The organism is Burkholderia pulmonis, assembly GCF_984667975.1.
Genome location: NZ_OZ480186.1, coordinates 142,595 through 157,378 on the forward strand (window position 1 = coordinate 142,595; position 14,784 = coordinate 157,378).

Annotated in this window: 10 protein-coding genes and 2 riboswitches; of the genes, 3 read left to right on the forward strand and 7 right to left on the reverse strand. The window is 69.3% G+C overall.

Translation table 11 applies throughout. The annotated features are described in order from the left end of the window. Window positions 1–304: 304 nt before the first annotated feature. From exaC to AC5LXK_RS00640, 3 genes are all read left to right on the forward strand, one after another. A complete protein-coding gene (gene exaC, locus AC5LXK_RS00630; RefSeq protein WP_309291033.1) occupies window positions 305–1,831 on the forward strand; it encodes an acetaldehyde dehydrogenase ExaC in 1,527 nt (508 codons plus the stop codon). 168 nt (window positions 1,832–1,999) lie between these two features. Further along, window positions 2,000–2,545, forward strand: a complete 546-nt coding sequence (locus tag AC5LXK_RS00635; RefSeq protein ID WP_493389905.1) for a hypothetical protein — start codon at window positions 2,000–2,002, stop codon at window positions 2,543–2,545. Window positions 2,546–2,757: 212 nt separating this feature from the next. Then, on the forward strand, window positions 2,758–3,789 hold the full coding sequence (locus AC5LXK_RS00640) for a helix-turn-helix domain-containing protein (RefSeq protein WP_493389906.1): 1,032 nt from the start codon (window positions 2,758–2,760) through the stop codon (window positions 3,787–3,789). 94 nt (window positions 3,790–3,883) lie between these two features. On the opposite strand, the gene AC5LXK_RS00645 is transcribed toward AC5LXK_RS00640, so the two are convergent. The 7 genes from AC5LXK_RS00645 to gcvT form a co-directional block, all read right to left on the reverse strand. Continuing rightward, window positions 3,884–4,978, reverse strand: a complete 1,095-nt coding sequence (locus AC5LXK_RS00645; protein ID WP_493389907.1) for a glycosyltransferase family protein — start codon at window positions 4,976–4,978, stop codon at window positions 3,884–3,886. Beyond that, complete coding sequence (locus AC5LXK_RS00650) at window positions 4,975–6,678, reverse strand: thiamine pyrophosphate-binding protein (RefSeq protein WP_493389908.1); 1,704 nt, start codon at window positions 6,676–6,678, stop codon at window positions 4,975–4,977. The genes AC5LXK_RS00645 and AC5LXK_RS00650 overlap by 4 nt, the downstream gene beginning before the upstream one ends. Window positions 6,679–7,015: 337 nt before the next feature. Further along, a complete protein-coding gene (locus AC5LXK_RS00655; RefSeq protein ID WP_493389909.1) occupies window positions 7,016–8,404 on the reverse strand; it encodes an L-serine ammonia-lyase in 1,389 nt (462 codons plus the stop codon). 30 nt (window positions 8,405–8,434) lie between these two features. Further along, a complete protein-coding gene (locus AC5LXK_RS00660; protein ID WP_493389910.1) occupies window positions 8,435–9,577 on the reverse strand; it encodes an alginate lyase family protein in 1,143 nt (380 codons plus the stop codon). 151 nt (window positions 9,578–9,728) lie between these two features. After that, a complete protein-coding gene (gene gcvP / locus AC5LXK_RS00665; protein WP_493389911.1) occupies window positions 9,729–12,656 on the reverse strand; it encodes an aminomethyl-transferring glycine dehydrogenase in 2,928 nt (975 codons plus the stop codon). Window positions 12,657–12,804: 148 nt separating this feature from the next. Next, the gene (gcvH, locus tag AC5LXK_RS00670) at window positions 12,805–13,188 is read right to left on the reverse strand and encodes a glycine cleavage system protein GcvH (RefSeq protein WP_493389912.1); all 384 of its coding nucleotides are present in this window, start codon (window positions 13,186–13,188) and stop codon (window positions 12,805–12,807) included. Window positions 13,189–13,306: 118 nt separating this feature from the next. Continuing rightward, window positions 13,307–14,425, reverse strand: coding sequence for a glycine cleavage system aminomethyltransferase GcvT (gene gcvT, locus AC5LXK_RS00675; protein WP_493389913.1), 1,119 nt, complete (start codon window positions 14,423–14,425; stop codon window positions 13,307–13,309). An 83-nt stretch (window positions 14,426–14,508) separates the two neighbouring features. Continuing rightward, window positions 14,509–14,642, reverse strand: a riboswitch (glycine riboswitch). 32 nt (window positions 14,643–14,674) lie between these two features. Further along, window positions 14,675–14,777, reverse strand: a riboswitch (glycine riboswitch). Between the last annotated feature and the right edge of the window lie 7 nt (window positions 14,778–14,784).

Below are 14,784 nucleotides of genomic sequence, written 5' to 3' on the forward strand. Positions count from 1 at the left end.
GCGCCGTGGCGTGTCGATCCGCGATTGGCACGCAAGCGACATGCCACGCGGCGCGGCCTGCATCCGCGTGCAACGCGCCGCTGCGCACTGTGGAAATTTCGAACACCGGCCGCGCCGTTGCGCAATCGCGGTGTTCAGAATCGGCACACCCGTCGTGCTGCGCGCATGAGCACCGTACGGTGCGTACGCGGGTCGGCCGCGATCGACGGGCGCCTTTTCCGTTTGGCACGCATGTTGCGTAAACGGGGGCAGCGCAGTCCAACCGGCGCTGTAATCACACAAGCACGATGAACAGGAGACATGTATGAACCCGTTTGACCTGAAGCAACTGGGCCTCGACGTCGAATACCCGTATCGTCAGCAATACGACAACTACATCGGCGGCAAGTGGGTGGCGCCGGTGAAGGGCGAGTATTTCGAGAACGTGTCGCCGATCAACGGTCAGCCGTTCTGCCGCGTGCCGCGCTCGGGTGCCGACGACATCGAGCTGGCGCTCGACGCCGCGCATGCCGCGCGCCGCAAGTGGGGCAAGACGTCCGTGGCCGAGCGCGCGAACCTGCTGCTCGCGGCCGCCGAGCGGATGGAAAAGAACCTGAAGCTGCTGGCCGTGGCCGAGACGATCGACAACGGCAAGCCGCTGCGCGAGACGATGGCGGCCGACCTGCCGCTCGCGATCGACCACTTCCGCTATTTCGCGGGCTGCATCCGCGCGCAGGAAGGCGGCATCTCCGAAATCGACGACAACACCGTCGCGTACCACTTCCACGAGCCGCTCGGCGTCGTCGGCCAGATCATCCCGTGGAACTTCCCGCTGCTGATGGCCGCATGGAAGCTCGCACCGGCGCTCGCGGCCGGCTGCTGCGTCGTGATGAAGCCGGCCGAGCAGACGCCCGCGTCGGTGCTGGTGCTGATGGAGCTGATCGGCGACCTGTTCCCGGCCGGCACGATCAACATCGTGAACGGCTTCGGCAAGGAAGCGGGCGAAGCGCTCGCGACCAGCAAGCGGATCGCGAAGATCGCGTTCACGGGCTCGACGCCGGTCGGCAAGCACATCCTGCGCGCGGCGGCCGACAGCCTGATCCCGTCGACGGTCGAACTGGGCGGCAAGAGCCCGAACATCTTCTTCGCCGACGTGCTCGACCAGGACGACGCGTTCCTCGACAAGGCGCTCGAAGGGCTCGCGATGTTCGCGCTGAACCAGGGCGAAGTGTGCACGTGCCCGTCGCGGATCCTGATCCAGGAATCGATCTACGAACGCTTCATCGAGAAGGCCGTCGCGCGCGTCGAGCGCATCAAGGCCGGCCACCCGCTCGACCTGCAGACGATGATCGGTGCGCAGGCGTCGCAGCAGCAGCTCGACAAGATCCTGTCGTACATCGACATCGGCCGCGGCGAAGGCGCGCAATGCCTGACGGGCGGCGAGCGCACGGCACCGGCCGCCGAACTCGGCACGGGCTACTACGTGAAGCCGACGATGCTGCTCGGCAACAACAAGATGCGCGTGTTCCAGGAGGAGATCTTCGGGCCGGTTGCGTCGGTGATGACGTTCAAGGACGAGCAGGACGCGATCGAACTCGCGAACGACACGTTCTACGGGCTCGGTGCGGGCGTGTGGACGCGCAACGGCACGCGTGCGTACCGGATGGGCCGCGAGGTCGAGGCCGGCCGCGTGTGGACCAACTGCTACCACCTGTACCCCGCGCATGCGGCGTTCGGCGGCTACAAGCAGTCGGGGATCGGCCGCGAGACGCACAAGATGGCGCTGTCGAACTATCAGCAGACGAAGTGCCTGCTGGTCAGCTACCAGGCCGAGGCGCTCGGGTTCTTCTGATCGCCGAAGCGGGGGCGAAGCGCCGGGGCCGGTCGGTCGCGATGCTTCGCCCGTTTCGATATGGACGTTCGGCGCCGGCCGCGTTTCTTGCGGCCCGCGCCGGAAACGATACCGGCAGCCGCGGGCTCGCGGCGGCGCGGTACGCCGATGCGTGCGACCCCCACCAGCATGGCTGAACAGCCCCGATCCTTTCCCCGTCACCCCGTTTTCCATGCGGGCGAGCTCGACGCGCAGCACCGCTTCGGTGTCGCCGACGAAGCCGAGCGGATGAGCGACGTCGTGACGACGCGCCTGAGCGTCGGCGTGCGGCAATTCATCGAGTCGCAGCCGTTCATGTTCGTCGGCGTGGGATGCGGTGCGCGTGCCGTCGTGACCTGCGACATCGTGCAGAGCCGGCGGGACGCGAACGGCGATCTGCTGCCGGTGGTGCGCGTGATCGATACGAAGACGCTGCGGTTCGCGTTGCCCGTGCATGACGGCAACGGTGACCGGATCGACGCAACCGCGTGCGACGGCAGCGGTGTCGGGTTGCTGTTCGTCGATTTCGTGCGCGGGATCCGCTACCGGATCAACGGTCGCGCCACGTTGCGCGGCGATCTGCCGGAAGCGGATGTCGCGCCGTGGACGGTTGGCAGCGCGATCGTCGAGCTGGCGGTCGCGCAGGCGTATGGCAACTGCGGCACGCGGGTCGTGCGGCTGAAGCCCGCCGGGTAGCCGGTATCCGGTATCCGTCGGCCGGTGGCGGCGCACAGGCGCGGTCGCGGCGCGGATCGCACCGGTGGCGTGCGGGGCGCGCTGCCTTCGGGTGCGCCCGCATGGCGCACGCCGGCCGCGCAGCGTGGAATGGCGGCCGGTTCGCCGGGCCGGGCGATTCGGCACGGGACTTGCGTGACAGGCGCGGTTCCGCGCAGGTGAGGGAGGACACGATGGATCAACACGTGGCGTGCAGGGAAGAACCGACCGCCGAAGACACGCGGCGCAACGCGCAGGGCGACGACGCGCTCGCCGGGCAGGCCGTCGTCAGCGTCGCGCACGATGCGGACGAGCAGGCGCGCAACCTGATCGGCTGGCGGCAGACCTACGACCAGCTCGCGGCCGGCCGCTTCGTCGGCACGCTGACCGAGCTGCCGCTCGACACGATGAAACTGTTTCGCGAATCGACGAGCCACCTGCTGCGCCAGGCGTGCGAGGTGCGCGGCGATGCGTACTGGTTCGGCATCCCGCTCGTGTGCGACGGCACCGCGCGCGTCGACGCGTGCCGCATCGGGCCCGGCGCGCTCGCGTTCCGGCCCGGCAATGTCGAATTCGAACTCGTGACGCCCGCGCAGTTCTCGATCTACGGCGTCGTCGTGCGCGGCGACGTGCTGCGCCGCTATGCGGAGGAGGTCGAGCGGCGCGCGCTCGACGAGCGGCTGTTCACGCAGCGCGTGATGCAGGTCGGCGATGCGCGGCTCGCGCGCCTGTGCGCGCTGCTCGGCCGCCGGCTCGACGGCGCGGTGGCGGCCGGGCCGCTGCCCGATGCGCAGCGCGACGACCTGCAGGCCGAGGTGCTGGCCGCGCTGTTCGATGCGTGCGCGCAACCGGCCGACGACGATGCCGGCCGCGCGCCGTCCATGCGCCGCTGGATCGTCGAACAGGCGCGCGACTACGTGCTTGCGCACCGCACGCGCCCGGTCGGCGTGCCGGAGCTGTGCGAGCAGCTGCACGTGAGCCGGCGCACGCTGCAGTACTGTTTCCAGGACGTGCTGGGAATGGCGCCGGCGACCTATTTGCGCACGCTGCGGCTGAACGGCGCGCGGCGCGACCTGTGCGGGCGCGCGGCCGGCTCGGTGCAGGACGTCGCGGAGGCGTGGGGCTTCTGGCATCTGAGCCAGTTCGCGACCGATTACCGGCGGCTGTTCGGCAAGCGGCCGTCGGAGACGCTGCGCGATCGCGCGGCAATGGTCGCGGAGGGGTGAGCCGGGAAGCCGGGGGCGATGCCGCGTCGGCGCGGGGGGCGTGCGTGTGCGGCGACCTGTTCGATCGCGTTGCCGCCGGCCGCGCCGGGTTTGATCAGTTGGCCGTCGCCGCCGCGTCGCGCGGTGCGGGCCACGCGAGCGCGTCCCAGTCGATTGCGCGATAAGCCGCCTCGACGGCAGCCAGATCGTCCGGTTGCTCGCTGCGATGCAGTCCGTGCAGTTGGACCGGCAGGTCGAGCGCGACCGGCACGCAATGCGGATAGTCGCGCACGCGCAGCGCCGGTCCGATCGTCGTGAAGCACGCGAGCGTCGGCACGTCGAAGCCGTCGGCGAGGTGCAGCGCCGCCGTGTCCGGCGCGAACAGCAGGCTGGCGCCCTTGACCCATGCGATGAAGCGCGCGGTGTCGGTCGCGTCGCTGCTCACGTCGACGTAAGCGGGGTGCGCGACCGGCCCGAAGCCGGCCACCGGCAGCCCGTAGCGCTGCACGAGCCTTTCCACGAACGCCGCGCGCAGTGCCGGCGGTACGCTGCGCACCGCAGTGGTCGCGTTCGGGCAGAACAGCACGTACGGTCGTCGCCATGCCGCCGGCAATTCGGGCAGCGGCAGCCGCGCGAGCCAGCGGTTGCGCTTCGCGACGGCGGGCACGGTGCCCGGGTCGACGCCGAGCGCATCCAGGAAGAAATCGATCATCGGCAGCCGCGCGAACGCGGGCCAGTACAGGTGGTTGCCGACGTCGATGCATCGCGCATCGGCGGGCAGCGCGTCGACGGGGCAGGGCAGCGTGCGCGACGGCGCGACGACGTCGGCCGCGAGCGCATACAGCGCGTCGACGTAGCGCGGCGTGCGGGCCGGCCGGTGCAGCGTGAAGCGCAGGCCCGCGTGTGCCGACCGCAGCGCGGCGAGGGCCGTCAGGCCGATCACCGAATCGCCGAGCGTGACGCCCATCCCGTTGATCACGTGCACGTGCCGCGCCTCGTCGTAGTCGAGCCGGAACGGCCGGTGTGCGGCGTGAAGCAGGCCGAGCGCGGCGGCGGCCGGTACGTGGCCGTCGGCACGCAGGTTGCCGGACTCGAGGTCGTACGGCGCGACGAGCGTGCCGTCGGGCGCGAGCAGCGTGCCGGGGCACGCGAGCGCGTCGTCGTGCGACAGCGCGGCGACGGTCGGCGCCGCGTGCGTCGCCACCGTCATGCGCCGCGTGCGCGACGGCCCTGCTCGCGGATCTGCTCGAGCGTCGCGGCCGGCGTGCTGGCGTCCTGCGGGATGCGGATCTCGATCACCGCGGGCAGCCCGCAGGTCAGCGCGCGTTCGAGCGCGGGTGCGAAATCGGCTGTGCGTTCGACCGTCTCGCCATGCGCGCCGAACGCACGCGCATACGCGGCGAAATCGGGGTTCGTGAGCCCCGTGCCGTGCACGCGGCCCGGGTAATTGCGCTCCTGATGCATGCGGATCGTGCCGAAATGGCCGTTGTTGACGACGATCGCGACGATGTTCAACCCGTATTGCATCGCGGTCGCAAGCTCGTTGCCGGCCATCATGAAGCAGCCGTCACCCGCAAGCGCGACGACCGCGCGCGCCGGGTACAGCGACTTCGCGGCGAGCGCGGCCGGCAGCCCGTAGCCCATCGCGCCGCTCGTCGGTGCGAGCTGCGACCGGTAGTGCCGGTACGCGAAGTGGCGATGCAGCCAGATCGCATAGTTCCCGGCGCCGTTGGTCAGGATCGCATCGTGCGGCAGGCGCTCGCGCAGCTGCACCATCACGTCGCCGAGCTGCACGTCGCCGGGCATCGGCAGCGGCGCATGCCATTCGCGGTACGCGCGATGCGCGTCGGCGGCCGCGCCGGCCCATGCCGGACGCTCGGGCGGCTCGAGCGCGGCGAGCGGTGCGGCGATCTCGGGCATCCCCGACACGATCGGCAGGTCGGCCGCATACACGCGGCCGAGTTCGTCCGCGCCCTGGTGCACGTGGATCAGCGTCTGGCGCGTCTTCGGGATGTCGAGCAGTGTGTAGCCGGCGGTCGTCGCTTCGCCGAGGCGCGGCCCGATCACGAGCAGCAGGTCGGCGTCGCGGATGCGCTTCGCGAGTGCGGGGTTGATCCCGAGCCCGACGTCGCCCGCGTAGTTCGAGTGCGCGTTGTCGATCGTGTCCTGAAAGCGGAACGCGCAGGCGACCGGCAACTGCCAGCGCTCGACGAAGGTGCGCAGGTTCGCGCAGGCGTCGGGCGTCCAGCCGCTGCCGCCGACGATCGCGAACGGCCGTTCCGCGCGGGCGAGCCGCTCGCGCAGCTCGTCGAGCTGCGCAGCCGACGGCGCGGCGGCGACGCGTTTCGCGGCCGGCACGACGGGCTGCGCCGCGCATGCTTCGGACAGCACGTCCTCCGGCAGCGCGAGCACGACCGGGCCGGGGCGGCCCGACGTCGCGACGTGGAACGCGTGGCTCAGGTATTCGGGGATGCGGCGCGGGTCGTCGATCTGCGCGACCCACTTCGCCATCTGGCCGAACATCCGGCGGTAGTCGATTTCCTGGAAGGCTTCGCGGTCGAGGTGCTCGCGGGCGCACTGGCCGACGAACAGGATCATCGGCGTCGAATCCTGGAACGCGGTGTGCACGCCGATCGACGCATGGGTCGCGCCGGGCCCGCGCGTGACGAAGGCGATGCCGGGACGGCCGGTCAGCTTGCCGACCGCTTCGGCCATGTTCGCGGCGGCCGCCTCGTGGCGGCAGACGACCGTCTGGATGCGCGCGGTGTCGTCCGCCAGCGCATCGAGTACGGCGAGGAAGCTCTCGCCCGGCACGCAGAACACGCGTTCGACGTGATTGGCGAGCAACGCATCGACGAGCAGTCGCGCACCGGTGGTGGCGCGCGGCTCGAGTTCCTTGGAATGCGACATGGGCTGCCGTCTCCCTGGGTAGCGGGACGTACAGCTTACGCCCGTTGGGCGGGCGCTGAAAAGTGTCGGAACGCCGGGTGGTGCGGGGCGTGCGTCGGGACTTCGGCTGGCCGAACGGCCAGCTTGTGCGGATGCGCCCGATGGTGGAAAGTGAGCGCTATGGATGTCGAGCGCGAATCGCCGCCGGCTCACCCGGGCGCAGGCGGGGCAGTGCCCGGAGTTGAACGACCGGCATGGCGGCGCTCACATGAGAATCGATACCCGGAGGGTGCACGATGTACACACATGGTGGTCACGCAGGATATCGATTCGTCCTACGTGACCATCGGATCCGGCATCAGCACTCGACGATGTTGACCGCGAGCCCGCCGCGCGACGTTTCCTTGTACTTCGTCTTCATGTCGGCACCCGTCTCGCGCATCGTCTTGATCACGGAGTCGAGCGACACGTAGTGCGAGCCGTCGCCGCGCAGCGCCATGCGCGCCGCGTTGACGGCCTTCACCGACGCCATCGCGTTGCGCTCGATGCACGGGATCTGCACCATCCCGCCGACCGGGTCGCAGGTGAGGCCGAGGTTGTGTTCCATCCCGATTTCGGCCGCGTTCTCGACCTGCTGCGGCGTGCCGCCGAGCACGGCCGCGAGCGCGCCGGCCGCCATCGAGCACGCGACGCCCACTTCGCCCTGGCAGCCGACTTCGGCGCCCGAGATCGACGCGTTGAGCTTGTAAAGAATGCCGATCGCGGCGGCCGTCAGCAGGAAGTCGATCACGCCCTGTTCGTTCGCACCGGGCGTGAAGCGCGTGTAGTAGTGCAGCACGGCCGGGATGATGCCGGCCGCACCGTTGGTCGGCGCGGTGACGACACGGCCACCGGCGGCGTTTTCCTCGTTGACCGCGATCGCGTACAGGTTGATCCAGTCGATCATCGACAGCGGATCCTGCAGCGCGCGCTCCGGGCTGCCCGTCAGCGTGCGGTACAACTGCGGCGCGCGGCGCTTGACCTGGAACGGGCCCGGCAGGTTGCCGTCGGCATCCGGGTTGCCGATCCCGCAACCGCGCGACACGCACGACTGCATCACGGCCCAGATCTTCAGCAGCCCGTCGCGCGTTTCTTCCTCGGTGTGCCATGCGCGCTCGTTGTCCCACATCAGCTGCGCGATCGACTTGCCGGTCGATGCGGTCAGCGCGAGCAGCTCGGCGCCGGTGCGGAACGGGTGCGTCATCTGCTCGGCCGCGCTCAACACCTTCGTGTTCGGTGCGCCGGCCGTCACGACGAAGCCGCCGCCGACCGACAGGTACGTGCGCTCGACCAGCACCGCGCCGTTCGCGTCGGACGCGCGCAGCTTCATGCCGTTCGGATGCTCGGGCAGCGCCTGGCGGTAGAACGCGATGTTCTCCTTCAGCACGAACGGCACCGGATGCGTGCCGAGCAGCGCGAGCTTCTTCGACTTGCGGATGTCTTCCAGCCGCGCGTCGATCGTGTCGGGATCGACGGTGTCCGGCGCGTCGCCGAGCAGGCCGAGCATCACGCCGCGGTCGGTGCCGTGGCCCTTGCCGGTGGCGCCGAGCGAGCCGTACAGCTCGACCTTCACGTGGGCCGTCGCGTCGAGCATGCCGTCGCGCTCGAGGCCCTGGACGAACATCAGCGCCGCGCGCATCGGCCCGACCGTGTGCGAACTGGACGGACCGATGCCGATCTTGAAGAGGTCAAACACGCTGACTGCCATTTCGATACCTGCCTTGCTATAAGAATAGTGCTAGCGCGCCTGCAATGGCAGGCACGCGGCGAGCCATGCGGGCGGTGTTGGGGAAAGCTGCTGCGCGACGCGGGCATAGCGCCCGTCGAGCCGCGCGGCCAGATGAAAGAGTTCGGTGGCGTTTTTCGGGTCCCACTGCCCCGTGTAACCCGGCAGGCCGGCCTCGCGGCGCTTCGCGTCGAACGGCACCGGCGAATTCACGAATTCCTCGTGCGTCTTTTCGCCGAGCGCGTACGGCACGAGCCAGTCGAGCGCGGCCGCGAGCGTCGCGCCGTTCGCGCCGCGTTCGCGCAGCCAGTTGCGGTTGAAGCGGCGCGCGGCGAGCGCGGCCGTCACCAGCGGCTGCAGGTCGTAGACCGCGTAATGCAGCGCATCGCGTTCCTCGAAGTCCCACGTCTTGCCGTCCGGGCCGATGTTGTCGGCGAGATGCTCGACGAACAGCCGCTGCGCGGCGTTCATCATCTTGCGGTCGCCGAGCGTGAACGCGGACAGTGCGATCAGCTTGATCCGGTGGCTCTGCCAGTTGTTGCGCCACGTGCCGGTGAGCGGGCGCTTCTGCGCATCGACCTGGGCGACATAGCCGGCGCCGAGCTTCGCGATGAACGCGGCCGTCGCGTTGCGGGTCTTCACCGGCAGCGCGCTCGCGGTCATGTCGTACGCGACGATCAGGCTGTCGAAGCGCGTTTCGTCGATCGGGTTGAAGCTCGGCTGGTAGGTCGCGACCCACGCGGACAGGAAGCGGTCGACAAGCTGCAGGTAGCGCGGCGCGTTCGTCACGCGCCACGCGAGCGCCGCGTCGCGCATCAGGTCGAGATCCTTCAGCGCCGCCGCGCTCTGGTCGTAGATGCCTTCGTGCGGCAGCGTGCCCTCGGTGTGCACGCGCGCCATCGCCTTCGGCTGCTCGCCGATGCGCGCGTCGACGCTGCGGATCAGCGCCTGCACGCCCGGCTCGCCCTGCGTCGTCTCGCTCGCCTGCAGTGCCGGCGCCGCGCAGAAATTCATCGCTGCGCGCGCGTTGTCGGACGCGCCGAGACCGGCGGCGGCAAGCGACAGCGAGGCGACGAGCATCGGCATGAACCGGCCTGCGCGCGTGCGCGGCCGCCTTTGTGTTGCACCATGGCCCGGAAACATCGGACGCACCATGCGGAACTCCTTCATTGGCTGGATCGCGTGTGATGTTAGCCGGATTGGCGGGGGAACGTGAACCGGTTCGCCCGGCGAATGCAAAAACCGCACGCAACCCCGGGTTGCGTGCGGTGCGGTCACCATCGGGCGGCTCCGGGCCTGGCCTGCGTTATGCGTATTCCGACATCGGCACGCACGAGCAGAACAGGTTGCGGTCGCCGTACGCGTTGTCCGCGCGGCCGACCGGCGGCCAGTACTTGTTCGTGCCGAGCGATGCGACCGGGTACGCAGCTTGCTCGCGCGAGTACGCGTGCGGCCATTCGTTCGCGGTGACGACGGCCGCCGTGTGCGGTGCGTGACGCAGCGGGTTGTCGTCGCGATCGGCGCGGCCATCCTCGACCGCGCGGATTTCCTCGCGGATCGCGATCATCGCAGCGATGAAGCGGTCGAGTTCTTCCTGCGATTCCGATTCGGTCGGCTCGACCATCAGCGTGCCCGGCACCGGGAAGCTCATCGTCGGCGCGTGGAAGCCGTAGTCCATCAGGCGCTTCGCGACGTCGTCGACGCTGATGCCGCTCGTTTCCTTGAGCGGACGCAGGTCGAGAATGCACTCGTGCGCGACCAGCCCGCCCGGGCCCGAATACAGCACCGGGTAGTGCGGCGCGAGGCGCTTCGCGATGTAGTTCGCGTTGAGGATCGCGGTTTCCGTCGCGGCGGTCAGGTTCTTCGCGCCCATCATCGCGATGTACATCCACGAGATCGGCAGGATCGACGCGGAGCCGTACGGCGCGGCCGACACGGCGCCGATGCCGTCTTCCGCGCGGGCGTAGCCGGTCGAACGCTGGTTCGGCAGGAACTTCGCGAGGTGCGCGCCGACCGCGACCGGGCCGACGCCCGGGCCGCCGCCGCCGTGCGGGATGCAGAAGGTCTTGTGCAGGTTCAGGTGCGACACGTCGCCGCCGAACTGGCCCGGCGCGGTCAGGCCGACCATCGCGTTCATGTTCGCGCCGTCGACGTACACCTGGCCGCCGTGCGCATGGACGATCTCGCAGATCTCGCGGACGTTCTGCTCGAACACGCCGTGCGTCGACGGATACGTGATCATGATCGCCGCGAGGTCCTTCGCATGCTCGTCGGCCTTCGCCTTCAGGTCGGCGATGTCGACGTTGCCCTGTGCGTCGCACGCGACGACCACGACCTTCATGCCGGCCATTTGCGCGGACGCCGGGTTCGTGCCGTGCGCGGATGCCGGGATCAGGCACACGTCGCGATGCGCTTCGCCGCGCGATGCGTGGTACGCGTGGATGATCAGCAGGCCCGCGTACTCGCCCTGCGAGCCGGCGTTCGGCTGCAGCGACACGGCCGCGTAGCCGGTGGCCGCGACGAGCATCTGCTCGAGCTGGTCGATCATCTCGCGGTAGCCGACGGTCTGCTCGGCCGGTGCGAACGGATGGATGCCGCCGAACTCGGGCCACGTGACGGGCAGCATTTCCGACGTCGCGTTCAGCTTCATCGTGCACGAGCCGAGCGGGATCATCGAGCGGTCGAGCGCGAGATCCTTGTCCGACAGGCTGCGCAGGTAGCGCAGCATTTCGGTTTCGGAATGGTGGCGGTTGAACACGTGGTGCGTCAGGTACGCGCTCGTGCGCTCGAGGCCGGCCGGCAGCGCGGCAACGCCGGCGAGGCCCGCGTCCAGCGCGTCGACGGCCGGAGCGGTGCCGCCCGCGGCCTGCGCGAACACGGCGAGCAGGTCGGCGAGGTCGTCGCGCGTCGTCGTTTCGTCGACCGATGCGCCGACTTGCGTGTCGCTCACGCGGCGCAGGTTGATGCGCTTGGCCTTCGCGAATTCATGGACCTGCGCGGTGCGCGCGCCGGTGTCGATCGTCAGCGTGTCGAAGAACGTGTCGTTGGCGGTCGCGAAGCCGAGCTGCTTCACGCCGGCGGCGAGCAGCGCCGCGATGCGGTTCACGCGCAGCGCGATCGTCTTCAGCCCGTGCGGGCCGTGGTAGACCGCGTACATGCTGGCCATGATCGCGAGCAGCGCCTGCGCGGTACACACGTTCGACGTCGCCTTCTCGCGGCGGATGTGCTGTTCGCGGGTCTGCAGCGCGAGGCGCAGCGCGGGCTTGCCCTGCGCGTCGACCGTCACGCCGACGAGGCGGCCCGGCATCTGGCGCTTGAATTCGTCACGCACCGCGAGATACGCGGCGTGCGGGCCGCCGAAGCCCATCGGCACGCCGAAGCGCTGCGTGTTGCCGATCGCGACGTCCGCGCCCCATTCGCCGGGCGGCGTCAGCACGGTGAGTGCGAGCAGGTCGGCCGCGACGACCACGTGGCCGCCGGCCGCGTGGATCGCTTCGGTGAGCGCGCGGTAGTCGCGCACGTCGCCGTTCACGCCCGGGTATTGCAGCAGCACGCCGAACGCGTTTGCCTGCGCGGCATCGGCGGCCGGGCCCGTCTTGACCTCGATGCCGACCGGCAGCGCGCGGGTGCGGATCACTTCGAGCGTCTGCGGCAGCACGTCGTCGGCCACGTAGAACACGTTCGACGTCGGCTTGCCGGTACGTTGCAGCAGCGTCATCGCTTCGGCCGCGGCGGTGGCCTCGTCGAGCAGTGATGCGTTCGAGATCGCGAGGCCCGTCAGGTCGGCGACCATCTGCTGGAAGTTCAGGAGCGCCTCGAGGCGGCCCTGGGAAATTTCAGGCTGGTACGGCGTATAGGCCGTGTACCACGCCGGGTTTTCGAGCACGTTGCGCAGGATCACGGCCGGCGTGTGCGTGTCGTGGTAACCCTGGCCGATATACGAGCGGAACACCTGGTTCTTGTCCGCGAGAACCCGCAGTGCGGCGAGCGCTTCCGCCTCGCTCTTCGGCTGCGCGAACGGGCCAAGCGGCAGCGTTTCGGCGCGGCGGATCGAGGCCGGGATCACGGCGTCCATCAGGGCGGCGCGCGACGCAAAGCCGAGCGTGTCGAGCATGGCCTGCTGGCTGGCGGCGTCGGGGCCGATGTGGCGTTCGGCGAACGCGTCGTGCGTTTCGAGCGCGGCGAGCGAGAGGGGCGTGCGGTTCATCAGGCGGTCCGGGTGTTCGAGCTTCATGGCGTTCCTAGATCGACCCGGAGCGTGCCGTTCGGCGTCTGCCCGGGCCGCATGCTTGGCAATCGGCCGGAGCGTGCGCGTGGGCGCTCGCTCCGGCTGCGCGCGAGACAGGGCGGCTGACCGGCCCCGCGCGGTACGAGGGTGAAAATCAGTCGCCGATCAGCTTCTTGTAAGCGTCGGCGCTGAGCAGGTTGTCGGTGTTGGCACCGGCTGCGAGCTTGATCTTGAACAGCCACGCGTCGTACGGCTCGCTGTTGACGTCTTCCGGGGTGTCGGATGCGTCCTGGTTGATTGCGACGATCTCGCCCGATACCGGCGAGTAGATGTCGGATGCTGCCTTCACCGACTCGACGACGCCGATGGCGTCGCCTGCCTTCACCTGCTTGCCGACTGCCGGCAACTCGAGAAACACGATGTCGCCAAGCGTGCTCTGTGCATGATCGGTGATGCCGACCGTCAGCGTGCCGTCTGCCTCGGCACGGATCCACTCGTGTTCGTCGGTGTATTTCAGCTCGACCGGGACGTTGCTCATCGGATGCTCCTGATTAAAAGGGTTTGTTCGTTTTGCTGGCGCGCCGTCGGGGCGCGCCGGGTGTGGTGTTGCGCCGGGCGCCATTTCCCGGCTTCCCGGGAGGCGGGCCTCCCGGCCGTTACGCAGCGAGGACCTTGCCGTTGCGCACGAACGGCAGTTTTACCACGCGCGCGGGAAGATTCTTGTCTCGAATTTGCACCTGGATCAGGTCGCCGATCTGGACGGCGGCCGGCACGCGCGCGAACGCGATCGATTCCTGCATCGACGGCGAGAACGTGCCGCTCGTGATCTCGCCTTCGCCGTGCGGCGTGACGACCTTCTGGTGCGCGCGCAGCACGCCGCCCGCCTTGCCGTTTTCCTTCTGCAGGATCAGGCCGACGAATGCGGCGCGCGTGCCGTTCGCTTCCAGTGCGGCGCGGCCGACGAAGTCGCGCGGCGCGGTGAGGTCGATCGTCCATGCGAGGCCCGCGTCGAGCGGGGAGACGGTGTCGTCCATGTCCTGGCCGTACAGGTTCATGCCGGCCTCAAGGCGCAGCGTGTCGCGCGCGCCGAGCCCGCACGGGCGCACGCCGTTTTGCTGCAGCGCATTCCACAGCGCTTCGACGTGCACGGCGGGGACGATCACTTCGAAACCGTCCTCACCGGTGTAGCCGGTGCGCGCGACGGTGAGATCGCCGAACGGCGTGGCGGCGACCTGTGCGGCGTTGAACGGCTTCAGCTCGCTGGTGGCGGCACGTGCGGCGGGTACGGTCGTCCAGACCTTTTCGCGGGCGTTCGGGCCCTGTACGGCGACGATCGCGAAATCGCGGCGCGGCGTGATCGTGACGCCGAAGCCGCCTTGCTCGTTCAATTGGTTGAACCACGCGATGTCTTTCTCGGCGGTGCCGGCGTTGACGACCACGCGGAAGAATTCTTCGGTGAAGTAATAGACGATCAGGTCGTCGATGACGCCGCCCTGCGGGTTGAGCAGGCACGAGTAGAGTGCCTTGCCGGGCGTCTTGAGCTTGCCGACGTTGTTCGCGATCGCATGCTCGAAGAATGCGCGCACGCGGCTGCCGGTGAAGTCGACCACGCACATGTGCGACACGTCGAACATGCCGGCGTCGGTGCGCACGGCTGCGTGTTCTTCGATCTGCGAGCCGTAGTTGACGGGCATGTCCCAGCCGCCGAAGTCGACCATGCGGGCATTGAGCGCGCGGTGCGCGGCGTTGAGCGGGGTGTGATTCAGTGCAGTCATCGAGGCCTCAGGCAAGGCGCTTGCGCGCGGATCAGAACGGCCATGTGCCGACCGCCGCGGCCGATGGCCTCAAGCGATCCGGTACATGCCCCTCTGTCCTCGATACCTGAGAGATTGCGCTGCGGGCAAAGCCCGGCGAACGCGCGCCCCTTCGGTGGGCAGCTTGCCCGCGCAGCCAATGCGCTGCGGGCTACTGCCGCTCTCCAGAGTGCGGGGAGAGTGGCCCGCGCAATGCGCGGACGGGATTCCCCGACGCGGTCGGTCCTTTTGCCTGAGAGTTTGCGGGTGTGCCCCTTCGGCGGCGCAACCGGTGTCGAAACCACCCGGTCACACGCTCTCCCGACGCGTGCGGGCGACTG